We start from the raw sequence: 22,791 nt of genomic DNA, 5'->3' as shown, positions 1-22,791 counted from the left end.
CGATGGCCTCGGCCTGGGCGCGCATGTTGCTCACTTCACGCTCGACATCGGCGGCCAGCTCACTGCGCCCGCTGCTCACCAGTTTGTCCCGCGCCAGCGACAGTCTGCCCAGATGCTGCGATGCGGCAAGCAGTGGCGCGAGGTAGGCGGCGTTGCCATTGGCGTAGGTATTGAGCTGGTCGAGGCTGGCGCTGAGTTCGCGTTCGGCCTGTAACAGCAGCGCCTGCGGATCGCCAGCCAGTTTGCCGGCGGCGAGCAGGTCGGTTTTGCTGAACTCATCAAGGCTCGACAGGCTTGGCCGTACGGTGTCGGCCAGCGCCGGGGGCAAGTCACCCAGTTGCTTTTGCACGCTGTCGATAGCCTGGGCGGCGCTGCTCAGGCGCAGCGCGTCACCGCTGGCCAGATAATCCTCGACGTTGCGCGCTACTTCATTCTGAAATTGTTGCGACAGCCCCAGGTAACGCTCCATCAAAAGATAGGGTCGTTCGAGGGCTTTTTGCGACCACCACAGCGTGGCGCCAAGGGCCACGCAGACGGCGACCAGCAGCAGAGTGTTGAGATTGGTGAGCAACTTCAGGCGCATGACGGCTACCAACGGCAGGAATGGTAAGCGCCTGAATTTATTGCGGTTCTATTACAAGGTTATGACCGAATCAGTGGATTCCGATGAAAAAGTGGCACTTTGCTTTGACTGGCGCGCGGTCTGCACCCGATTGCGTCCTGCACCCTTGGCGCGATACAGCGCCTCATCGGCCTGGCTGGCCATCATCAGGCTGTCGGAGTCATCGCACATTTCTACTACGCCGGCGCTGAACGTGCACCAGAGGTCCTGCGGCTGCGCCGGGTAATGAATCTCGGCGAAGCGCTGGCGAATCTCGTCGAGGACTTTGTGCGCCGCGTCGATATCGGTGTCGGGCATGACGATGGCGAACTCTTCGCCGCCGTATCGGCCAATGAAATCGGTCTTGCGCAAACGCTGCTTGAGAAACAGCGCCAGGCTCTTGATCACCCGGTCACCCATCGGGTGGCCATGGCTGTCGTTGACCCGCTTGAAGTGATCGATGTCGAGCATGGCAAAGCTCAGCGGTTTGTTTTCGCGGCGCGCGCGGAACGAGCAGTCTTCGAGCAATTGCAGGATGTGCGTGTGGTTGTACAGGCCGGTGAGGCTGTCGCGAACCATCCGTGCTTTCAGATTGCGTGCCCGCGCGGCGCGGTTGCGCACAGTGGTGATCAGGTGTCGCGGTTTGATCGGCTTGGTCAGGAAGTCATCGCCGCCCTCGCTCATGGCGTCGAGCTGCTTGTCCAGATCGTCCTCGGCCGACAGGTAAATGATCGGCACGCTGACGTAGCGGTCATTGTGACGGATCACTTTGGCCAGCTCGGTGCCGGTGCAGGCCGGCATGTACATGTCGAGGATGATCAGGTCCGGCTGGAAATCCGCCAGTTCGGCCATTGCCTGAATCGGTTCGATCAAGGTGCGAGTGACAATCCCGGCACTGTTGAGCAGACGCTCGGTGTGCAGGGCCTGGGCGCGCGAGTCGTCGATGATCAGCACTTTATAGGGCTCGTACTGGGCGACGCAGGTCAGCACTTCGATTTTTTCCAGCAGGCTCGAGGCTTCGAGCGTGCCGGTGAGGAATTCCTGGCCACCGGCGCGCACGGCGGCTAGGCGGGTCGGGGTGTCGGTTTCGTGCAGGCTGAAGAACAGCAGCGGCAGGGGTTCTTCGAGGCCGACCTGAGCTTCGGCGGCGAGTTTCAGGCCGATGCCGGGGCCACTGAAATCCACGTCCATGACAATCGCTGCGGGCAAGCGCTCGACCATCGACGAGCGAAACGCGGCCACGCTGTCCAGTGCCTGCGCGCTCAAGCCGAAAAACTCCAGTTGCTTGGCCAGTCGTTCAGCGCGGTCGTGATCCTGCAACATTACGTAGATCGGCTTGCGCAGCGGCGGCAGGAACGTCTGGTCGAGCTGATCGCCATGGCGCAGGCCAGTGCGCGACAGGCGCTGCATCAAACGATTGAGATCGGTGATCAGGCCGCTGCTGAGGCGCCCACGGTTGGCATCCACCGCTTGCAGCGACTGGCTGATGTGATGCGCCAACTGAGTGTGTTCCGGCTGTTCAAAGCGCTCGGCAAAACGCAGCAGACGCAGATTCGCCTCGCTCAGTTCGGCAAGATCGACGGTGGACCACTCACTGCGTTGCAGGCGCTGCCATATCTCAAGAATCTGACGTGCCTGATGAATTACCCGCTGGGCAAAGTGGTGCTTGAGACGCTCACGGCTGGGGTCTTCTGGCTCGGTCATATCCTGACTACTAGTTAGGGTGCATGCTGAGATCGACTGGTGGCTCTATGCTAGCACCTCTTTTCCCTTAGACGAGTGTCGTACGTCAATAATCTGCTGGACGACACGATTCAGTTTCTGACCGGGTGGTTTTGTTTTTACCTCTGATTTCGACCAAGTGCCCGCATGCTGGGATTTTGCGAGCAATCCGGCCAGCGCTGTCGACATTTCACCGGTCTTGATAGGCGGCGTCTGACAGCGCTTTCTGATTTTTCTTCTACGCGCTTTCACCGGCCAGATTGGCTGGTACGGTTCAGGGATTCCCCTAGCTGCCGCCCTTCCATCATGAGCCAATGTTTCACCGAACTCGCCAGTGATGCCCAGCGCCTCAATCACAACATCAGGCCCATCGACGACTGCGCTTGCGACGAAGAGCTGTTGTACGGCGAGCGGGTGCAGGTGACAGAGGTGCCAGTGCTGACCTGCCAATGCCTCTGGCGGCGCTATCAGCGCGCCGCCGAGGCAATTGTCGCCCCGAACGGCGTGCTGATTGCCGATCCGGTCGCGCGCAACCGGGCGATCAACGCGGCTTATGCCCGGTTGTGGTTGCACGACTCACGTTTTCAATGGGCGGGCCTGGCGGCGTTTGCCTCCAAGCAGGTCGGCTGTGGCTTGCTGCATGCGGCACAGAGTATCGAACGCATCCGCGAGGAATACGAAGCGCGGCAGCGGCTGCGAGACAGCCGACGCGAATCCGGATTGCTCACGCCGGAAAAAATGCCGGGACAGGCCGAAGACCTGCGTGAATATCAACAGGCTCAGGCGCGTAATCCGCTGTCTGTCATGGATGCCCGGGTGCCAGGTGAAGAGCTGTCGGTGGCCGAGCAACAGTTCCGGCATGTCTACGAAATGATGGCGATGGGTAATACCACGCTGTTTCTGGATGTTTATCCGTTGCATCAGTTCTATGCGGTGCGGGGATTGGCGGAGTTGAAGAAATGTCTTCGCGACCGGGAGAAGATTCAAGGGCATGCGAAGTGGCCGGTGCTTTGGCCGGTCGGGCAAGACACCCTCAGGTTCGGGGATGCATATCCCGAGATAGAGGTGGCCTTTGAAGCAATAGAGGCTGGGAAAATCGCCGAAAGCGTGAAGCATTTGGCGTGGCACGAGCAGCAAAATATTCTCCAGCCGACCATTTACGAAAACAGCCACCTGGTTGCGCTTTTGCGCGGCAATCATTTTTCTTATATCACCAACTTCCCTTCCGGCGTCGCTCAGGCCATCGAGCTGACGCTGACCAGCCAATGCCAGCGTGTCGATGATGGCCGGACCATTGATTTTGATAGCAGCCCGCTGGCGGATTTGTCCGATATCGACCAGCGAATGAAGTTTGTGCTGCGGGCGGCAAGTCGTTTTGATCTGTTGCTCAACGACAGCAACAAGGCGTTGTTGGCGCAGTCAATCCGCGAGATTGCGCTCAGGGAGGAGGGCTGATGAGCTTGCGCCTTCGGCAAATCAGCCGACGTCGCTGGGTGTGGATGATTGTTTGTGTGGCTGCTGCACTGGCCGCCTTGCGGCAATTGATGCAGCCGCTATGGAATGATCCAGTCATTACCTTGAGGATCGGCGAAACCTACGAGTACATGGAGGCACATTCAACCGCTCCGTTCAGTGTGTGGGATCGCGGCAGCAAGACTGTTTCCGGTGGCATTCCGAAGACGGATGCACGTCTGCGCTTCGTTGATCCGCAGTACGGGTTCGAGACGCCGCTGGCTCGGTTTTTCACCGTGACGTTCGTCAATAATCTGACCGTGAGCATCCGCATGTCTCCGCAAATCGAACCTCTGCTGATTGAGGACGCCATGAAGGTTGTTACCGATCTGCAGAGCCAATGGTGCGCAAAAGGCTGGAAACCGATGGGTACGCAGGGCGACCCGACAATTACGGACACCCCCGATTGGCGCGCATACGTCAGACAAGGAGTGCTTTCTGGGCGGTCATTTTGGCAGGCCGGCGACAAATACCAGGCAATGCTGATTCTAGGACGCTTCAGAGATTCCAGACATCTCGATCAGGAGCGCTACCTCATCACTCTCGCCGTGGCGAAACCCTGGATTCCTTTCGACGAAATCGAAGATCGCCGCCTCGAATCCCATCACTTCCTCCCACCCCTACCCGAAAAAGGAGCCATTCCATGCCCATCCCAGCCTTCATGACCATCCACGGCAGCCGCCAGGGCCTGATCACCGCCGGCGCTTTCACTGAAGCCTCGGTGGGCAATACCTACCAGAGCGGGCGCGAAGACAAGATCATGGTTCAGGCCCTCAGTCATGGCATGTACATACCCAAGGATCAGGGCGCCGGGCGGCGGATGCACAGGCCCTTGATCATCACCAAAACCCTCGACAAGGCTTCGCCCTTGCTGAATATGGCGCTGTCCAGCGGCGAGTTGCTGAGCGAATGCCGCGTGGAGTTTTATCGCACGTCGGCCAGCGGCGTGCAGGAGCACTTCTACACGGTGGAGCTGGAGGATGCGTTGGTCGTCGGCAGCGAACTATTGATGCCGAACTGTCTCGACACGGCCACGTCGCATCTCACCCAGCTGGAGAAAGTCCACTTCAGCTATCGGCGCATCTACTGGCGCCACGAAATCAGCCGGACGATGGGTTCGGACGAGTGGCAAGGCGAGGGACTTCGGTGAGGCTGGTCCGTGAACTGAGCCTGACCGACCACGAGCGCCAGCATGTCTGCTGCGTGGAGGAGGCGCTGGCGCACGTCAGCAGTCTGTTGAGCATGCGCCAACCGCTCGAAGGTCTGGATCAACTGCGGGCCGGTTTGATGATCAATCTGGACAGCGAAGTCCTGGCGCAGATCAAACAGGGTGAATGGTGCCTGATCAAAGCCGAGGCCGACTATGGCTACTGGCAGGGCGCCGAAGCGGTGTTCCACCAGGCCGTGCTCGATCTGATGAACAACCCGCCCGAGCAGCCCACGCGCACCGCACGAATCTTTCGTCTGGTCGACAGCGTGACCGGTCAGCCGTTGCCCGCGCAGGCCTACATCGCCATGATCGATGGAATACCCAGTCAGCGCCGAACTGATGCCCAAGGCATTGCACATCTGTTTACCGACGACCAAGTGCGGCAGCTTTCGCTGCGCATCTTCAACGTCTGAAATCTGCGTCTATCCTTTCGTTCGCGACACCCTTCGCTTGTTTTGCGCCAGTACCGCGATAGCGGGTGCTAGGCCTTGGCACGTTGTTGTATGGTTGTGGTCGAACCGTTGAACCCAAGTGATTGAAAGGATATCGCCATGCTGGACTGGAAAAATCGCGCGGGCAGCGCGCCTGAACGTGCCGCCGAGCCCAAGTCGGCCACCCGCAGCTATGTCGGCGGGCTGCTGTTCAGCCGGGCGCTGGCCACAGTGATCGGTCTGTATTTGCTGGTCACCATCGCGCTGGGCTGGTACTGGAGCCAGGAGCCGGAACTGTTTCCGGTGGCGCAGAACGCCCAGGTCGCTGCCGAGAAAGAAGGCAAGCAAATGGTGGTCGGCTACACCACGGTCGAAACCCTGAAGACCGTTGCCGGCACCTTGCTCAACAAGCCGGGCGGTTACATTTCCAATGACCGTTTCCCGCCGGGCCTGTGGATGGACAACACGCCGAGCTGGGAATACGGCGTGCTGGTGCAGGTGCGTGACCTGACCCGCGCCCTGCGCAAGGATTTTGCCCGTTCGCAATCGCAGTCCGCCGAAGACGCCGATCTGGCCAAGGCCGAACCGCGTTTCAACTTCGACAACAAGAGCTGGGTGCTGCCGTCCAGCGAGTCGGAATACCAGGAAGGCATCAACTCCCTGAGCCGCTATCAGTCGCGCTTGTCTGATCCGAACCAGAAAAACGCGCTGTTCTACGCGCGCGCCGACAACCTCAACAACTGGCTGGGCGATGTCGGTACCCGTCTCGGTTCGCTGTCGCAACGCCTGTCGGCCAGTGTCGGCCGGGTCAAGCTCAACACTGCGCTGAAGACCGAAGTTCCGGCAGTCGGCGAAGTGCCGCAGGTTGACGAAGAGGTCGTGGAAACCCCGTGGATGCAGATCGACAACGTGTTCTACGAAGCACGCGGCCAGGCCTGGGCGCTGTCGCATCTGCTGCGCGCCATCGAAGTCGATTTCGCCGACGTGCTGGCGAAGAAGAACGCCACCGTCAGCGTGCGCCAGATCATCCGTGAGCTGGAGGCTTCGCAAGAGCCCGTGTGGAGCCCGATGATTCTCAACGGCAGCGGTTTCGGCGTGTTGGCCAACCACTCGCTGGTCATGGCCAACTATATTTCCCGGGCCAACGCTGCGGTGATCGATTTGCGTCAACTGCTCAATCAGGGCTGATACGTGAGCCAGACTACAAGAGAGGCGGCCCATCGCGCCGCCTCGGACGCTGAACAGATCGCCTGGGTCGACGAACAGGACAACCTGCTCGGCGCTCTGGTGCGCTCCGATTTGCGTGAGCGCGGGCTGATTGGCCGTGGCACTTACATCATGCTGTTCAACTCCGCCGGTGAGCTGTGCGTGCACCGCCGTACGTTGAGCAAGGCGATTTATCCTGGTTACTGGGATGTTGCCGCAGGCGGCATGGTCCAGGCCGACGAAAGTTATGCCGAGTCGGCGGCGCGCGAGCTGGAAGAAGAGCTGGGCGTCAGCGGCGTCGAACTCACCGCTCACGATCACTTCTATTTCGAAGACACCGGCAACCGTCTGTGGTGTTCGGCATTTTCCGCTGTATGGGACGGGCCGCTGAAACTGCAGCCGGAAGAAGTCCTCGAAGCGCGATTCATCCCTGTCGAACAGGTCATGCGCGAAATCAGCGAAAAGCCTTATTGCCCGGACTCTCTGGCCGCGTTAAGGCGCTATCTCAAGGCGCAGCAAAGCAACGTCGCAAAGAACACATGAATTGGCGCCGATTGGCACTTAGCAATCGCGATTTTTGCCGTTACACTGCGCGACCTTTTCAAGCTGCACCGGATAGCTTGAGGTTGGCCTGCAGATTTACCGTAGGAGCTGCCGAAGGCTGCGATCTTTTGATCTTGCCGTTAAAGATCAGGATCAAAAGATCGCAGCCTCGTTGCACTCGTCAGCTCCTACAGATTCAGTCCAGCGTCCAAAGTTTTCCGATGCAGTAGCGCTGCCCCTGCCTGAGTGGGGCTTCGCGGTCGCTGACCTTGCCCAAGGTTGCGATCAGTCTTTGTCCTCCCGAGAGGATTGCCGGTGGCCAAGAAAGCCGCATCCTTCGCCGCCCTGGGCGGCCTGGTATTTTCCACCGACGCAGGTCGTCATTGCCCGGAATGCAGCAAGCCGGTGGACGCCTGTATCTGCAAACAAACCGTGATCCCGGCCGGTGACGGCATTGCCCGCGTGCGTCGCGAAAGCAAGGGCCGTGGCGGCAAGACGGTGACCACCATCACCGGCGTGCCCTTGGCCGAAGACGCGCTCAAGGAGCTGGCGACGACGTTGAAGAAACGTTGTGGCACCGGCGGGGCGTTGAAGGACGGCATCATCGAAATCCAGGGCGATCACGTCGAGCTACTCTTGGCAGAGCTGATCAAGCACGGTTTCAAAGCGAAGAAGTCCGGCGGCTAGCAGCCTCTGTGAAACCCTCCGGCGGCTTGATCCGGCTTCGAGTGTTCTCGGATCCGGCGTCGTCGCCATGGTTTTCACAGAGCCTGTTCATGACCGGTTTCTAAACTCCACGCAGTCAGTGCGGTCTACCGCCGCACTGACGAACCGTCATTTTCATTCTTTAGACTGCGCCGGCCTGCACTTCAGGCGACGCACTCTGACTTCTTTATAGGGGACTTCGATGTCCGTACGACGCACACGTAAAGACGATGGCAGCCAATGGACAGTTGCGGACAGCCGCAGCGTTTACGGGATTCGCCATTGGGGGGCCGGGTATTTCGCGATCAATGAAGCCGGTCGCGTCGAAGTACGTCCGAACGGCCCGAGCAGCTCGCCTATCGATCTGTTCGAGCAAGTCGACCAACTGCGCAAGAGCGGTTTGTCCTTGCCGCTGCTGGTGCGGTTCCCCGACATCCTGCAAGACCGTGTCCGTCAGTTGACCGGTGCTTTCGATTCAAACATCGAGCGCCTGGAATACCAGAGCAAATACACCGCGCTGTACCCGATCAAGGTCAACCAGCAAGAAGCGGTGATCGAGAACATCATCGCCACGCAGAACGTTTCCATCGGTCTGGAAGCCGGCTCCAAGCCTGAGCTGCTGGCGGTGCTGGCGCTGGCGCCGAAGGGCGGCACCATCGTCTGCAACGGTTACAAGGACCGCGAGTTCATCCGTCTGGCGCTGATGGGCCAGAAGCTCGGCCACAACGTGTTCATCGTCATCGAGAAAGAATCCGAAGTCGGCCTGGTGATCGAAGAAGCCGCCTCGCTGAAGGTCAAGCCGCAGGTGGGTCTGCGCGTGCGCCTGTCGTCGCTGGCCTCGTCGAAGTGGGCCGACACCGGTGGCGAGAAATCCAAATTCGGCCTGTCGGCAGCGCAACTGCTGTCGGTGGTCGAGCGCTTCCGTGGCGCCGGTCTGGATCAGGGCATCCGCCTGCTGCACTTCCACATGGGTTCGCAGATTGCCAACCTCGCTGACTATCAGCACGGCTTCAAGGAAGCGATCCGCTATTACGGCGAATTGCGCAACCTCGGTCTGCCGGTCGATCACATCGACGTCGGCGGCGGCCTCGGTGTCGACTACGACGGCACGCATTCGCGCAACGCCAGTTCGATCAACTACGACATGGACGATTACGCCGGTGTCGTGGTCGGCATGCTCAAGGAATTCTGCGACGCGCAGAGCCTGCCGCATCCGCACATCTTCTCCGAGAGTGGCCGTTCGCTGACCGCGCACCACGCAATGCTGGTTGTGCAGGTCACCGACGTCGAGAAACACAACGACGAAATCCCGCTGATCGAAAACAAGGAAAGCCTGCCGGAAACCGTGCAGTGGCTGGTCGATCTGCTCGGCCCGACCGACATCGAAATGGTCACCGAAACTTACTGGCGCGCCACCCACTACATGAGCGACGTGGCCGCGCAGTATGCCGACGGCAAGCTGACCCTGGCGGAAAAAGCCCTCGCCGAGCAGTGCTACTTCGCCGTATGCCGTCGCTTGCACAACTCGCTGAAAGCGCGTCAGCGTTCCCACCGTCAGGTGCTCGACGAACTCAATGACAAGCTGGCCGACAAGTACATCTGCAACTTCTCGGTGTTCCAGAGCCTGCCGGACACCTGGGCGATCGATCAGGTGTTGCCGATCATCCCGCTGCATCGCCTCGACGAAGAGCCGCTGCGCCGTGCGGTGCTGCAGGATCTGACCTGCGACTCCGACGGCAAGATCAACCAGTACGTCGACGAGCAGAGCATCGAAACCAGCCTGCCGGTGCACGCGTTGAATGAAGGCGAAGATTACCTGCTGGGCGTGTTCCTGGTCGGCGCCTATCAGGAAATCCTCGGTGACATGCACAACCTGTTCGGTGACACCGACTCGGTGAACATCTACCAGAACGCCGATGGCAGCGTGTACCACGCCGGTATCGAGACCCACGACACAATCGAAGACATGCTGCGTTACGTGCACTTGTCGCCGGAAGAACTGATGACCCACTACCGCGACAAGTGCGCCAGTGCCCGCATCAGTGCCAGCGAGCGCACGCAGTTCCTCGATGCCTTGCGACTGGGCCTGACCCGCTCCTCCTATCTGTCTTCCTGAGACCCGATAGCGTTCCGCCCGGGTTGTCCGATTTTTTTCCGCAAGCTGTGGAAAATTCGGATAACCCGGTGGGACATCTCCTGATTTTTTCACGAAAACCTGTGCGATCACGGTCAGCAAACTCATCTGGTCTGCTTTTCGCGTAGGTCATTTCCTAAGTTGTACTTCGCCTCTCTACTCGGCCATGCCTCTCGGCGAGAATCCCCGGCCGCCCCTCCTGTAGAGATCCGCCCATGTTCGATCCAGTCAACGAGCCGTCGTTTCGTCTCGATGTAGCGGGCCTGTCCGACCCCTTCGAAGTTCTCGCCTTTACCGGAAGGGAAGCGCTCAGCGAACCCTTTGCCTTCGAGATCGATGTGGTGATCGACGATCCGCATCTGGATCTTGCCAGCCTGCTGCATCGTTCTGCGTTCCTGTGCTTCGGCGCGCCCGGCCAGGGTGTGCACGGGCAGTTGCACAGCCTTGTCCAGCACGAGCATGGCCATGGCTTGCGTTTGTGTCGAGTGCGTCTCGGGCCGAGGCTCGACTGCCTCGACCTGCGTTTGAGCCAGCGCATTTTCAGTGGCCGCTGCGTGCCGCAGATCATCGAACAGGTTCTGCGCGAGCATGGCATCGTCGGCTTGCAACGACGTTTCGACCTGCATAGCGACTACCCGACCCGCACCTTCTGCACGCAATACCGCGAATCCGATCTGCAACTGCTCCAGCGCCTGTGCGCAGAGGCGCGCATTCACTATTACTTCGAGCATCACCGCGACAGGCACTGCCTGGTGTTCGGCGACGATCCGACGCGAATGCCCCATGCAGACGTCGCGCCCTATCAGGGCGAGCATGACCAGCGTGGCGTCGCTCCAGCCGTCCGCCAATGGCAACTGCACGAAGACTCGCAGGCCAGCCAGCGAGGCCCCAGTGCCGAAGGCCACAGCGATCTGCCCGCCTTGCGCAGCGGTCAGTGGTTGCCCCTGGACGACCATCCTTTCATCGAATGCAACCGCCCATGGTTGCTGACCCGCATCGAGCACCGTGCCGATCAGTCTCTCGAACCGCCCTATTGCAATCGCCTGTTCGCGGCCGCGCGGGCACCCGTCTGTGCGCCCGCCGCTGCGCAGTCCAAGCAGCGCATGCACAGCCTGCAGCGAGCCTGGGTGGTCACCGTCGATGAGCCGCAGCCGGATTGCTCGCGGCCGGTGGCGGTGCAATTCGACTGGCTCTATCAGGGCGAAGGGGCTTCGCCGAGTCATTGCTGGCTGCCCCTCGCGCCTGACCTGAACGAGCTGCCCTCGGCGGCACTCGCTGATGGTGTGGAAGTGGTGGTGAGTTTTCTTGAGGGCGACCCCGATCAGCCGGTGGTCAGTGGTGTGCTCCAGCCCTCAGTGTTGCCACAGGCTGCGGTCGAGGACGATGAACCGGTATCGCTCCCAGAACTGCTGGTGAGCGATGGGTTGCAGCAACTGTTGCAGTCTGGCGAGCCGTTGCTGCTGCTGTGCCTGATGCCGGGCGGTGGCAGCTTCAACCACTGCGCCGAGTCCGTGTGCAGTTGCCGGCTGCTCACCTCGCTCGATCAGAGCAGCGCACGATGAGCGGCGCGGCGCTTGAGCCCATGGCGCAATGGCTGTTGCTCGACACCCCGGACGCGGCACGCGCCCTGCTGACCTTGCGCCAGGGCTTTGCCGATGTGCAGCGGCACCGCTTGTTCGACGGCACCGAATTTCAGCCGGTCAGTGAGCACGGTCCGATTCTCGTCGATTTGCGCGAGAGTCCGGCATTGACCGCCCTGTGTCTACGCGACCCGGACACCTGGCGCGGCCTGTTGTTGAGCTGCGAGATACCGGCGCAGCAACTGCTCAGCCACTTGCAGCGCATGCTTACCGTCTCGTTCGGTTTGAATCACCGGGCCTTGCTCAGCTATTACAACCGTCAGACCGCCAGCTATTTCTTCGACGCCTGCGACGCCGCGCAACTGAGTCGCTGGCTCGGGCCAATCCGCCAGTTGCGCTGGTTTGGCGGCACCTGGGCCGACCGCGCCATCGGCAGTCAGGGCTGGCAACAGCTGCGCAATCCCGGCCTGCTCGTCGAACCTTTGGGCATCGAAGAAAGCCTGACCCGGCGCCAGCGCGAGCGCTTGCAAACCTGTCTGCTGGAGCAGCACATCTGGCGCTGGTGCCAGTCTCTGAGCGTTGATTACCAGACGATCGCTGTGCATGTGCAACAAGGTCTGGCGCTGGGTTTCAGCGATCGTGCTGTGCTGGATGGCTGGCTGTGGCTGCGCCTGCTCAATCCGCGCGCCGTGCTGGTTGTGCCGCCGGCCGGATTGACGCAGCCGGAACGGCTCGATTTTTTGCGTCGGCAGTGGGGCGCGGCGGACTGACTTTTCTGATCAGTGAGCCTTGCCGCTGAACCAGCCATCGCGGCGCTTCAGCCACAGGGCTTGCGCGCCAAGGGTTACGCTGCGCAAGACCATGAACAGCAGAAAAGATATCCACAGGCCGTGATTGCCCAACGCTTGCAAGAGCCAGGCGAACGGCAGGAGCAACAACACCGTCAGCAGCATGCCGTTGCGCATTTCCCGCGCGCGGGTAGCGCCGATGAACAGGCCGTCGAGCAGGTAACTCCACACCGCAATCAACGGCAGCACGGCGAGGTAGGGCAGGTAGACGAACGCCGTCTCGCGCACGCTCTGAATATCGGTCTGCATCTCGATGAACAGGTGCCCCGCCAGCAGAAACAGCACGGCAAACCCGAGGCTGGCGATCAGCGACCAGCCGCCGGCCACCACCAGCGATCGACGCAATGCCAGGCGATCCCGCGCGCCAATGGCATGGCCGCACAAGGCTTCGACTGCGTGGGCCAGGCCATCCAGTGCGTGGGCCGTCAGCAGCAGGCCGTTGAGCAGCAGCGCGTTGGCCGCTACGGTCGCATCGCCGAGCCGTGCGCCCTGCACGGTGATCAGGAAGAACACCGATTGCAGGGCGAGGCTGCGGATGAAAATGTCACGGTTGACAGCCAGCAGCGGCCGCCAGCTCTGCCAGACTCTCAGCGCCGACCAGATGATCTGCCCCGGATAGGCGCGCAATGCCGTGCGCGTCAGCCACAGGCCGAGCAGGGCGCCGCTCCATTCGGCGATTACCGAAGCCCGCGCCGAGCCGACCACGCCCCAGTCCAGGCCAATCACAAACCACAGGTTGAGCACGATGTTGATCAGGTTGGTGCTCAGCAGAATCGCCAGCGGCGCTCGGGCGTTCTGCGTGCCGAGGAACCAGCCGACCAGCGCATACGTCGCCAGCGCGGCGGGCAGGCCAAACAGGCGCGTGTGGAAAAACTCCCGGGTCAGTTGCTCCAGCTCCGCCGACGGCTGCATGAAGTGCAGAGCGACGCCGCTGAGCGGCACGCCGAGGCCGCCGAGCACGACGGCCAAGCCCAGTGCCAGCAACAGACCCTGCAAGAGAATCTGCCGCAACGCCGCGCCATCGCTGCGCCCGGCAGCCTGGGCGGCAAATCCGGTGGTGCCCATGCGCAGAAAACCCATCGCCCAGGCAAGAAACGTGTACAGACTGGCGCCGACCGCCACCGCGCCCAATTGATGGGCATGGGGCAAGTGACCGATGACAGTGCTGTCGACCAGCGCCACCAGCGGCACGGAAATATTGGAAAGAATCATCGGCGCGGCGAGCGCCCAGACCTTGCGGTGAGTCGGGCGGTCGCGCCAGTCGGTAATCAGTGAGGACATGCAGGCTCCTTGGGGGAGCGGGGATTGTAGCGGCAGAAACACCCTCACCCCAGCCCTCTCCCAGAGGGAGAGGGGGCCGATCTTCGTCGCTCTCAAGCGTGAGTTCGACTCGATATTGCAGGTCGGTGGAGAATTTCAAAGCAACGCGGTCAGCTCCCTCTCTCTCCGGGAATGGGAGAGGGAGCCGATCTTCGTCGCTCTCAAGCGTGAGTTCGACTCGATATTGCAGGTCGGTGGAGAATTTCAAAGCAACGCGGTCAGCTCCCCCTCTCTCCGGGAATGGGAGAGGGAGCCGATCTTCGTCGCTCTCAAGCGTGAGTTCGACTCGATATTGCAGGTCGGTGGAGAATTTCAAAGCAACGCGGTCAGCTCCCTCTCTCTCCGGGAATGGGAGAGGGAGCCGATCTTAGCGGGAGAGGGAGCCGATCTTCGTCGCTCTCAAGCGTGAGTTCGACTCGATATTGCAGGTCGGTGGAGAATTTCAAAGCAACGCGGTCAGCTCCCTCTCTCTCCGGGAATGGGAGAGGGAGCCGATCTTCGTCGCTCTCAAGCGTGAGTTCGACTCGATATTGCAGGTCGGTGGAGAATTTCAAAGCAACGCGGTCAGCTCCCTCTCTCTCCGGGAATGGGAGAGGGAGCCGATCTTAGTCGCTCTCAAGCGTGAGTTCGACTCGATATTCCAGGTCGGCGGAGAATTTCAAAGCAACGCGGTCAGCTCCCTCTCCCTCTGGGAGAGGGCTGGGGTGAGGGGCTTTTGAAGCGCTAGTGAATAATCCAGCTCAACAACCACAACCCCAGCAACAACCAGATGATCCCGGCAATGATCGACGCGTTCATGAACGCCCGGATCGCCGACCACAGCAGCATCAGGCCAACGATCAGGGCGATGATGCTGATGATCGAGGTGTCCATCCCCAGCGTTTGCGCCAGGCCGTCGACAAAGTTGCCGCCGGCATTGCTGAGCATATTGAACAGGCCGCTGAGGCCATCGACGATAAAGCGGATGACCGAACCGAGTGCCTGGCCTAGCCATTCGAAAAAGCTTTCTACACGCATGTGTGCATCCCTGATGAAAGAGCTGAGCCTTGGGCCACGCCGAGGGCGGCCGAGTTCCCTGCATGATAGAAGGTTTGCCCGGATCATGTGTGGGAGCGAGCCTGCTCGCGAAGGCGGCGTGTCAGGCAAATCCGGTCTGGATGATCCATCGCTTTCGCGAGCAGGCTCGCTCCCACAATAGATCATCTGCGCTGCTTGCCTTCAGCCCGCATCCCCCCGAAGCTATGCGTCTTCAGGAGAGCCCGATGAACCTTGTAGAACTGACCGAACGCCTGCATGCCATTCGCGACCGCAATGACTGGCGGCAATTTCACAGCCCGAAAAACCTCGCCATGGCCGCCAGCGTGGAAATGGCCGAGCTGGTGGAAATCTTCCAGTGGCTGACGGAAGACCAGTCGCGCCAGTTGCCGGCGGACAAGCTCGCCCACGCCGGGCAGGAAGTCGGCGATATCGTCCTGTATCTGTTGCTGCTGTGCAGCGAACTGGGTCTGGACATGAATGAAGTGGTGCGCGCCAAGCTCGCCGACAGTGAACGGCGGTTCAGCTGATGAGCGACCGTCATTTCGATCAGTTGGCCACGCGCTTCGCCGAAAAAATCTACGGCGGCGCCAAAGGCGCGATTCGCCTCGCGGTGTTGCAGGCCGATCTGACCGAGGCCTTGCCGGATCGGCCGCTGCGGGTGCTGGATATCGGCGGTGGCCTTGGGCACATGTCGCTGTGGCTGGCCGAGCGCGGTCATGACGTCACCTTTACCGAGCCGGCTGAGCCGATGCTCGAGGGTGCGCGCCAGCGTTTTGCCGAAGCCGGACACACCGCGACATTCATACAGGCGCCGTGGCAGGAACTGCCCGGTCAGCTCACCGAGCCCTACGATCTGGTGATCTGCCACGCCGTGCTGGAATGGCTCGCCGAACCCCACGCGATCCTGCCGGTGCTGCATCAGTTGACCAACCCTGGCGGCTGGCTGTCGCTGGCGTTCTACAACCGTGATGCGCTGATTTATCGCAATCTACTCAAGGGCCATTTCAAGAAAATGCGCAAGAACGTCATGGCCGGCGAGAAGCAGAGCCTAACCCCGCAGCAGCCTCTCGACCCACGGGAATTGGCAACGCAACTCGCCGGTATGTGGCAGGTCGAAAGTCAGAGCGGCGTACGGGTATTTCACGATTACATGCCGGTGGAATTCCAGGCCCGCGCCGAACTGGCGGACTTGCTGGAAATGGAACTCGCGCACCGTCGTCACCCAGGCTTCGCCGGGCTTGGGCGTTACTTGCACTGGATCTGCCGGCCGATCTGAGCGGAGCGCGACATGAAAGCTCAATGCGGGTTATTGCTGATAAGTCTGGGGTTGGCCGCTTGCCAAGGCAGCAACCCCTACGTGGCGCAGTCGCGGCCGTTGCCGCCGGCACCGCCGCAAGCCGCCACCACCTTCGACCGCAGCGCCTACCCGGCGCCGCCGCGTGATTACGGGCGCTACCGCAATTGGGCCTGGCGCGACGGGCAGTTGCCGCCGGGCACGGCGTGGGCTGACTCGGCGCAGGTGGCCGAGGCGGTCAGCAACGCCCTCGACCAGCGCGGCTTGCGGCCGATGCGCGACAACCGCCCGGCGGACCTGCTGGTCAGCGCCGATCTGCGTCTGGAAACCCGTTTGCGCCAGGTTCGCGACGACTACGGCTACTACGGCGGATACGGCGGCTATGATCGTTATGGTCGCGGTTACGGCATGTACAACAGCGTGCCGATCGTGCGCACCTATCAAGAGCAGGTCGTAGTGGTGCGGGTCGATCTGTTCGATGCCGGCAATGGTCAGCCAGTGTGGAGCGCCAGCGCCGAGACCGGCACCCAGGGCAATCAGATCGAACGCGCCGATGCGATCCGCGAGGCTGTGGAAAAAGCCATGGCGGCGTATCCTCCCAGCTGACGTCGTGTCAGCAGGTTCATGTCTTCACCCGGAGAAAAATCATGTTCCGCCGTCTCGCTCTACTCGCTGTTGCTGCGCTGCTCAGTGCCTGCGCCGCCAATCAGGTCAATCACGATTTCGACGCCAGCCGCGACTTTGCCGCTTATCGCAGCTGGAGCTGGAAAGACCCGGCCCTGCAATATCGCCCTGATGATCCGCGCATCAAAAGCGACCTGACCGAACAGCGCATCCGCCAGGCGGTGTCCGATCAACTCGATCAGCGCGGTTTGCGCCCGGCCGCTGGCGGTGGCAAGGGTGATCTGAGCGTGCAGACCTACCTGATCGTCGAGGACCGGCAGCAGCAAGTGACGACCAATTACGGCGGCGGTTGGGGCGGCCCGTGGAACGGCTACTGGGGCGCGCCGATGTACAACGAAACGCGCAACATCACCTACAAGGTCGCGACCATTCAGATCGACCTGCTCGACGGCAAGGACGGCAAACTGGTCTGGCGTGGCAGCGATGAGCAAATGCTCAGCAACCGCCCGAATCCGGCTGACCGCAGCAATGCCATTCGCGAGACCGTCGCACGGATTCTGGCCAACTATCCACCGCGTTGAACCGCTCTGAACCGTCCCTGTGGGAGCGAGCCTGCTCGCGAAGGCGGTGTGTCATTCAGCATTGAATCCTCTGGCACGACGCTTTCGCGAGCAGGCTCGCTCCCACCGTGGCGGTGGTGACAGGAATGGCGCCACGCCAGCACTCTCGACCGACCGCGTCTACACTCATTTTCACCAACGGAGGTAGCGCTCGGCACTGCGCCGGCAAAGGAGTGCGCCATGTCGCGAGGATCGCAAGGCAACGGCCCGGCCCGGCAACGCGGGGCGATCGGCTTGATGGCAGCCGCCACCCTGAGTCTGGCGCTGGTGATGATGTTGCTGGTGGTCGACAGCGGTCGCTTGTACATGGAACAGCGCAAATTGCAGCGGGTGGTCGATACCGCCGCCCTCGAAGCGGTCAGTCGCGGCGGCAATTGCCTGCCCGGGCTGACCGCCGCCAGTTATGCCGGGCAAAGTGCGCTGCGCAATGGTTACGTGGTCGATGCCGCCAATACGCTCGCGACCACCTGCGGCACGCTGGCCACGGCCGCCAGTGGTGTGCGCAGTTTCACCGTCGATGCCACGCAATCAAGCGCAGTCAAAGTCGCTGCCAGTCGTACGGTCACCAGCAGTTTTGCTGGCGGTGTGCAGGCGTTGTTCAGCGCCACGCCGGTCAGCCTCAATACCACGCTCAATGCTTCGGCAGTTGCCGCGAAACCGCAGCCGACCGTCGCCCAACTGAATATCCGCAGCACCCTCGCCAGCATCGACACGGCGCAGTCGAACATCCTCAATCCGCTGTTTTCCGGGTTGCTCGGCGGCAACGTCAACCTCACGGCGTTGGGCTGGGACGGTTTGCTGCACACCGATATCAACCTGCTCAAATACCTCGATCAACTGGCGATCGACCTCAACGTCGGCGCCGGCAATTACACGCAGTTGCTCAATACCCAAGCGACCGTGACGCAACTGATTCAGGCAGCGGCGACGGTGGTGCAGCTCAACGGCGCGACCGCGCACGTGGTCACCGCGCTGGGCCAGTTGCAGGTCGCCGCGATCAACGCGGCGCCGGTCAGACTCGGCGAGATCCTGCAACTGCAGACCGGCACTACGGCGGCGGGGCTGGATGCCAATCTGCAATTGCTGCAACTGGTGCAGGGCGTGGTGCAACTGGCCAACAGCAAGAGCGCGGTGGCGGCGACCTTGCCGGTCAACGTGCTGGGGCTGGCCGGTGTCACGGTGCGGGTGAAGGTGATCGAGCCGCCGCAGTTCTCGGCGATTGGCGACCCTGCGCGGGCCAAGGCCGATCCGTTGGGGCCGGACCGGATTTATGTGCGCACGGCGCAGGTGCGCACGTTGTTGTCGGTGAATCTGCCGGTGCTCTCGGGGGTGACGGGGCTGACCAATGCGGTGCTGGGCCTGGTCGGTACGCTGACGCCGACGCTCAATGCACTGTTGAGCCTGAATCTGGTGGACACGCTCAATTCAGTGTTCTGCCTGTTGGGTGCCGGCTGCCAACAGCTCGATCCGAAGCTGCTGCCCTCACCGCAAATCGACATCGCGCTGGATGCCGGCGGGGCGAAAAGCTATGTCACCGATTACCGCTGCCCGACCGGCGATACCGACAGCAAAAGCCTGACTGCCGCAACCACGACTTCTCTGGCTGATCTCAAACTCGGCAAGATCGATCCCGTCGCCGCGTTCTCTTCAGTCGCCGAACCAACGGTGACGCCGTTGCCGCTGGTCGATCTCGGCATCATCACCTGCCACAAGATTCTCGGCATCGGCAGCTGCGATGCCGCCTCCCACGTGCAATACGGCGCGGGCGGCATCGCCCTCAAACTCGACACCAGCGTCGCGCAGACCACGCAGAATCTGCTGTTCTCCAGCACCACACCCTTCGCCACCCCGGCCAATCTGAAACTGCCGCCGAGCCTGCTGCCGGCCGCGCCGACCAGCAACATCGTCGGCAGCCTGGCGAACACCCTGTCGGGCATCAACCTGATCGTCTACAAACCCGTGGGCAGCAACCCGCTGGGCGCTGTCGTCACCGGTGTGGCTTCGTTGATCAGCGACGTCAGCAACCGCTTGTTGCCAGTGGTCACCGGATTGATCAGTCCCTTGCTCGACCCGTTGTTGAACAATTTGCTCAAAGGCCTGGGCATCAATCTGATGAACACCGAGGTGGGCGCCAACATGACCTGCGGGCAGACCGGCAAGGCCTATCTGGTGATCTGATCATCCGTGGCAATCGGCAATTCGATGCAGAACCGTGCGCCCTCCGTGGAGTTGCGCACGCTCAATTGCCCGCCCATGTTGGCGATGATGCCGTAGCTCACCGACAGGCCCAGGCCGGTGCCGACGCCAATCGGCTTGGTGGTGAAGAACGGCTCGAAGATCCGCTCCAGCAAACGCGGATCGATGCCGCCGCCATTGTCCTCGACCCACAGCCGCACGCTTTCCTCGTCACGCTCGGCGTAGATTGAAATCCACGGTTTGAATGCAGGGTCGTGCTCGCGCTTGCCGAGCAGCGCGTCGCGGGCGTTGACCATCAGGTTGATCAGCACCTGCTCCAACTGATCGACGTAGCCGCGCACCTGCGCCTCGAAGCCGGTCTCGCTGATGCGCAGATCGACACCTTTGCCTCGCATGCCCTCGGCCAGCAGTGACAGGGTGCCTTCGATGGCTTGGGCCGGGTTGAACAATTGTTGTTCGATTTCCGAGCGGCGACCGAACACACGCATGTGGTCGACCACCTTCGCTGCGCGTTGAACCTGAGCGTCGATACGGTTGAGTTTGTCGGTCAGATAATCGACCTGCACATCACCGTTGCCGAGGCGCTTGAGCACGTTGACGATGGCCATGCGCATCACGTTGAGCGGCTGGTTGATTTCGTGGGCGAGGCCGGTGGCCATTTCGCCGAGGGTAGCCATTTTCGCGCTTTGCGTGAGTTGCTGTTGTGAGCGGCGCACCTCGGTGTTGTCGCGGCCCACCGCTTGCACTTCGATCAACTGCCCATGCTCATCGAACACGCCGCGATCCGACCAGACCCACCAGGCGTGTTCGCGTCCGGGCAATTGCAGGCTGATTTCCGCTGTACTCACTGGCTGTTCCGGCGTCAGTTGGCTCAAGCGCTGAACGAACGCTGCGCGCTGTTCTTCGGACATCCAGCCACCCAGATCAACGCCGGGCAGTTGTTCCGGGGTGCATTCCAGATAAGTCGCCAAGGGTCGGTTGCCAAAGATCAGCGTCAGGTCCGGGCGATAACGGCAGATCATCGCCGGCGAATCCTCTACCAGAATCCGGTAGCGCTCCTCGCTCTGCCGCACCTGCTCGGCGGCAAGCGTCGCGTCGGTGACATCCAGCCACAGGCCCACCGCCTCGACCGGCAGCCCGAGATCATTGCGCAGCAGTTTCGCCTCATCGAGCAGCCAGTGGTACTCGCCACGGCTGTCGCGCAGGCGATAACGCGCACGCACCGAGCCTTCGCGCAGCAACTGGCGGTTGCGCTGGAAATACAGTTCGCGGTCATCGGGGTGCACGCGCTCGACCAGCGCTGTCGTGTCGCAATCTTCCAGCGTCCAGCCCAGCAAGGGTTGCAGGCTGGCGCTGAAAAACGCCGGGATCAGCGCGCCTTCTGCGTAGCGCTGCACGTAGATCACCGCCGGCGAACTGGCGATCAGATTGTCCAGCCGCGCATGGGCGGCAGCGGCGCGCTGTTGTTGATTCTGGATGTCGCTGATGTCGAGCATGAATCCGACCAGACGCCGATGCTCACCGGTGCCGCTGACCTGACCCTGAATCCGATACCACGTCGCTGCTGCGCCGACCTCCGCGTGGTGCAGACGCACGCTCAGGGTCAGCGCCTCGCCCTGCCATTGCAGGGCGCGCAAACGGCTGCGCAATTCGTCGCGGTCGGCGGGATGAAACAGCGACAGCCAGTCCTCTACCGGCAGCAGGCGATCGCTGAGATTCAGTGCCGAGGCCAGCGTCGGCGCCAGCGCAATCTGCTCTTCGGCACTGATTTCCCACCAGCCAGTGCCGAGCAGGTTTTGCAGGGAATCAAGACGCTCCATCGATTGCACATGGCGCTGCTCGCGCAAGCGGCTGAGCAGCGGTCCGGCCAGCGCACCGGCCAGGGTCAGCCAGTCGCGATCGGTCAGCCATGGCGCCACGTTGTCGACCGTATAAAACCCACAGAGCAGCCACGCGACCACGCCCTGGTCATTGCTGTAGGGCACGGCGAAACCGTTGGCGTTGCCGAACGTGGCCTGCAATCGCGAATGTTCATAGCGGCCCTGCGGGCCGGCGAGGCGTTGCGGCGCGCTGCCGTTGAGGCTGTCCAGCGGCGTGCCCAATGGCTGGCCGTCCTCCCACAATTGTGGAGCGTCATGGCCACGAAACTGTTGATGAATCTGCCAGCCCTGGGCCTGTTCATCCAGCAAGGCCACGGCGAGGCAGGGGATGTGCCAGCGCTGGGCGATGGCCTGCAATTGTTCGCCAAGCACCGTCGGCAGACGCGTCAGGCTGCACGTGCGCAGACGATCGCTGACTTGCGCGGCGAGGGCCTGGCAGGCGTCGCGGTCGCGCGCTTGCTGACGTTCGAGCAACAGGTCGGCGATGTCGAGCAGCTGCAATCGCCAGCCATCCTCCAGCGGCTGCACCCAGCCGCGCAGGTGCAGCGGCTGATCATTCAGGCCGGTGAAATCCAGATCGAGCAATTGCCCGTGCCAGTCCCGCGGCTGGCCTTCGACGCTCAGCAGGCTATGCGGCAGCAGATAGGCGCGAAGCGGCAGCGGCTGACCCTGAGGTTTGTGCTGGGCGAGCAAATGCCGCAGCGGGCCGGCGATCTGCAACACATCGCCGTTGCCATCCAGATAAAAATGCAGGCCGATCGGCGGCGCGCCGAGGTGGTCCGGCAAGTCGTGGGCTGCGACGGGGGCGCGCTTGAGCAAGCGCCCGAAAAGCTTATCGCCGGCGGTCAAAATTGCAGGCTCGAGCGGGCGGTGAGATGCGTGGGCAGATTAGGCACCGTGCCGATCCCGGGCAGCACCAGAAACGGCATGATCTGATTGAGCTTGCTCACCGGGTAATTGACGCTGACGGTCAGGGTGCCGGTCCCCGCGTCGTAAGCCGCACTGGTGTCGGTCCCGACCACCAGATTCAAGGCCGAGGGCAGCCATTGCAGTTGTTGGGTCAGCGCAGCATTGGCGGTGTTGACCACTACCGTCGAATAGTTCGGCGTGGTCGGGTCCACCGCAACGCTGCGGCGCACCGCCTCAGCGGTGGCCTGGTTGAACGATTGCATCATCACGAAGGGCAGGCCGTAGCTGACCAGCCCGTAAAACACTGCGAAAAAGATGATGAACACCAAGGCGAATTCGATCGCCACCGCACCTTTTTGCGACCTGCGAAAGCCGTTTTTCATGCGTGCGTCTACCCTGACAGTCACTGCGTAGTATC

The 22,791-nt window shown here is 61.7% G+C and carries 21 protein-coding genes; 16 read left to right on the top strand and 5 right to left on the bottom strand.

Going from position 1 to position 22,791, the window contains the following annotated elements; genetic code table 11:
* Positions 1–634: 634 nt before the first annotated feature.
* The gene (gene gcbA / locus CKW30_RS12105; protein WP_016771860.1) at positions 635–2,305 is read right to left on the bottom strand and encodes a diguanylate cyclase GcbA; all 1,671 of its coding nucleotides are present in this window, start codon (positions 2,303–2,305) and stop codon (positions 635–637) included.
* A gap of 324 nt (positions 2,306–2,629) precedes the next feature.
* On the opposite strand from gcbA, the gene CKW30_RS12100 reads away from it, so the two are divergent.
* The 10 genes from CKW30_RS12100 to CKW30_RS12055 all read left to right on the top strand — a co-directional run bounded on the left by CKW30_RS12100 (position 2,630) and on the right by CKW30_RS12055 (position 12,414).
* Positions 2,630–3,778, top strand: a complete 1,149-nt coding sequence (locus tag CKW30_RS12100) for a DUF2515 family protein (protein ID WP_095180911.1) — start codon at positions 2,630–2,632, stop codon at positions 3,776–3,778.
* Entirely contained in the window at positions 3,778–4,500 is a 723-nt protein-coding gene (locus tag CKW30_RS12095) for a hypothetical protein (RefSeq protein WP_177434211.1), read from the top strand. Before CKW30_RS12100 ends, CKW30_RS12095 begins: the two co-directional genes overlap by 1 nt.
* Positions 4,479–4,985, top strand: a complete 507-nt coding sequence (locus CKW30_RS12090) for an Hcp family type VI secretion system effector (RefSeq protein ID WP_095180910.1) — start codon at positions 4,479–4,481, stop codon at positions 4,983–4,985. Before CKW30_RS12095 ends, CKW30_RS12090 begins: the two co-directional genes overlap by 22 nt.
* The gene (locus CKW30_RS12085; protein WP_041480665.1) at positions 4,982–5,458 is read left to right on the top strand and encodes a hypothetical protein; all 477 of its coding nucleotides are present in this window, start codon (positions 4,982–4,984) and stop codon (positions 5,456–5,458) included. The genes CKW30_RS12090 and CKW30_RS12085 overlap by 4 nt, the downstream gene beginning before the upstream one ends.
* A 138-nt stretch (positions 5,459–5,596) precedes the next feature.
* Positions 5,597–6,664: a DUF2333 family protein gene (locus tag CKW30_RS12080; protein ID WP_041480664.1), complete on the top strand. Its 1,068-nt coding sequence runs from the start codon at positions 5,597–5,599 to the stop codon at positions 6,662–6,664.
* 3 nt (positions 6,665–6,667) lie between these two features.
* The gene (locus CKW30_RS12075) at positions 6,668–7,225 is read left to right on the top strand and encodes an NUDIX hydrolase (RefSeq protein WP_041480663.1); all 558 of its coding nucleotides are present in this window, start codon (positions 6,668–6,670) and stop codon (positions 7,223–7,225) included.
* A 315-nt stretch (positions 7,226–7,540) separates the two neighbouring features.
* Positions 7,541–7,912: a translation initiation factor Sui1 gene (locus CKW30_RS12070; RefSeq protein ID WP_007914613.1), complete on the top strand. Its 372-nt coding sequence runs from the start codon at positions 7,541–7,543 to the stop codon at positions 7,910–7,912.
* Between the two features lie 220 nt (positions 7,913–8,132).
* The gene (speA, locus tag CKW30_RS12065) at positions 8,133–10,046 is read left to right on the top strand and encodes an arginine decarboxylase (RefSeq protein ID WP_016771856.1); all 1,914 of its coding nucleotides are present in this window, start codon (positions 8,133–8,135) and stop codon (positions 10,044–10,046) included.
* Positions 10,047–10,279: 233 nt separating this feature from the next.
* Positions 10,280–11,626, top strand: coding sequence for a type VI secretion system Vgr family protein (locus tag CKW30_RS12060; protein WP_095180909.1), 1,347 nt, complete (start codon positions 10,280–10,282; stop codon positions 11,624–11,626).
* Positions 11,623–12,414, top strand: coding sequence for a DUF4123 domain-containing protein (locus CKW30_RS12055; RefSeq protein ID WP_095180908.1), 792 nt, complete (start codon positions 11,623–11,625; stop codon positions 12,412–12,414). The genes CKW30_RS12060 and CKW30_RS12055 overlap by 4 nt, the downstream gene beginning before the upstream one ends.
* Before the next feature lie 9 nt (positions 12,415–12,423).
* On the opposite strand, the gene CKW30_RS12050 is transcribed toward CKW30_RS12055, so the two are convergent.
* A complete protein-coding gene (locus CKW30_RS12050; protein WP_095180907.1) occupies positions 12,424–13,773 on the bottom strand; it encodes an MATE family efflux transporter in 1,350 nt (449 codons plus the stop codon).
* Between CKW30_RS12050 and CKW30_RS12045 the strand changes: the two genes are divergently transcribed.
* Positions 13,772–14,221 carry a hypothetical protein gene (locus CKW30_RS12045; RefSeq protein ID WP_095180906.1) on the top strand — a complete coding sequence of 150 codons (450 nt, stop codon included), beginning with the start codon at positions 13,772–13,774 and terminating at the stop codon, positions 14,219–14,221. The genes CKW30_RS12050 and CKW30_RS12045 overlap by 2 nt on opposite strands.
* Positions 14,222–14,535: 314 nt before the next feature.
* On the opposite strand, the gene CKW30_RS12035 is transcribed toward CKW30_RS12045, so the two are convergent.
* Positions 14,536–14,829: a hypothetical protein gene (locus tag CKW30_RS12035; protein ID WP_039757018.1), complete on the bottom strand. Its 294-nt coding sequence runs from the start codon at positions 14,827–14,829 to the stop codon at positions 14,536–14,538.
* A gap of 245 nt (positions 14,830–15,074) precedes the next feature.
* On the opposite strand from CKW30_RS12035, the gene CKW30_RS12030 reads away from it, so the two are divergent.
* From CKW30_RS12030 to CKW30_RS12010, 5 genes are all read left to right on the top strand, one after another.
* Positions 15,075–15,377: a MazG-like family protein gene (locus tag CKW30_RS12030; RefSeq protein WP_016771852.1), complete on the top strand. Its 303-nt coding sequence runs from the start codon at positions 15,075–15,077 to the stop codon at positions 15,375–15,377.
* A complete protein-coding gene (locus tag CKW30_RS12025; RefSeq protein ID WP_095180904.1) occupies positions 15,377–16,126 on the top strand; it encodes a methyltransferase in 750 nt (249 codons plus the stop codon). The genes CKW30_RS12030 and CKW30_RS12025 overlap by 1 nt, the downstream gene beginning before the upstream one ends.
* 12 nt (positions 16,127–16,138) lie before the next feature.
* A complete protein-coding gene (locus CKW30_RS12020; protein WP_095180903.1) occupies positions 16,139–16,750 on the top strand; it encodes a DUF4136 domain-containing protein in 612 nt (203 codons plus the stop codon).
* A 41-nt stretch (positions 16,751–16,791) separates the two neighbouring features.
* On the top strand, positions 16,792–17,349 hold the full coding sequence (locus CKW30_RS12015) for a DUF4136 domain-containing protein (protein WP_041480657.1): 558 nt from the start codon (positions 16,792–16,794) through the stop codon (positions 17,347–17,349).
* Positions 17,350–17,568: 219 nt separating this feature from the next.
* Positions 17,569–19,566, top strand: coding sequence for a pilus assembly protein TadG-related protein (locus tag CKW30_RS12010; protein ID WP_095180902.1), 1,998 nt, complete (start codon positions 17,569–17,571; stop codon positions 19,564–19,566).
* On the opposite strand, the gene CKW30_RS12005 is transcribed toward CKW30_RS12010, so the two are convergent.
* Both CKW30_RS12005 and CKW30_RS12000 read right to left on the bottom strand, forming a co-directional pair.
* Positions 19,551–22,313 carry an ATP-binding protein gene (locus CKW30_RS12005; RefSeq protein WP_095180901.1) on the bottom strand — a complete coding sequence of 921 codons (2,763 nt, stop codon included), beginning with the start codon at positions 22,311–22,313 and terminating at the stop codon, positions 19,551–19,553. The genes CKW30_RS12010 and CKW30_RS12005 overlap by 16 nt on opposite strands.
* Complete coding sequence (locus tag CKW30_RS12000) at positions 22,310–22,756, bottom strand: TadE/TadG family type IV pilus assembly protein (protein WP_024011435.1); 447 nt, start codon at positions 22,754–22,756, stop codon at positions 22,310–22,312. Before CKW30_RS12000 ends, CKW30_RS12005 begins: the two co-directional genes overlap by 4 nt.
* Between the last annotated feature and the right edge of the window lie 35 nt (positions 22,757–22,791).

It is taken from the genome of Pseudomonas sp. Irchel 3F6 (assembly GCF_900187595.1).
Taxonomy (GTDB): domain Bacteria; phylum Pseudomonadota; class Gammaproteobacteria; order Pseudomonadales; family Pseudomonadaceae; genus Aquipseudomonas; species Aquipseudomonas siliginis.
Note: the sequence above shows the minus strand (reverse complement) of the source record. Positions and strands in the feature narration are given on the sequence as shown.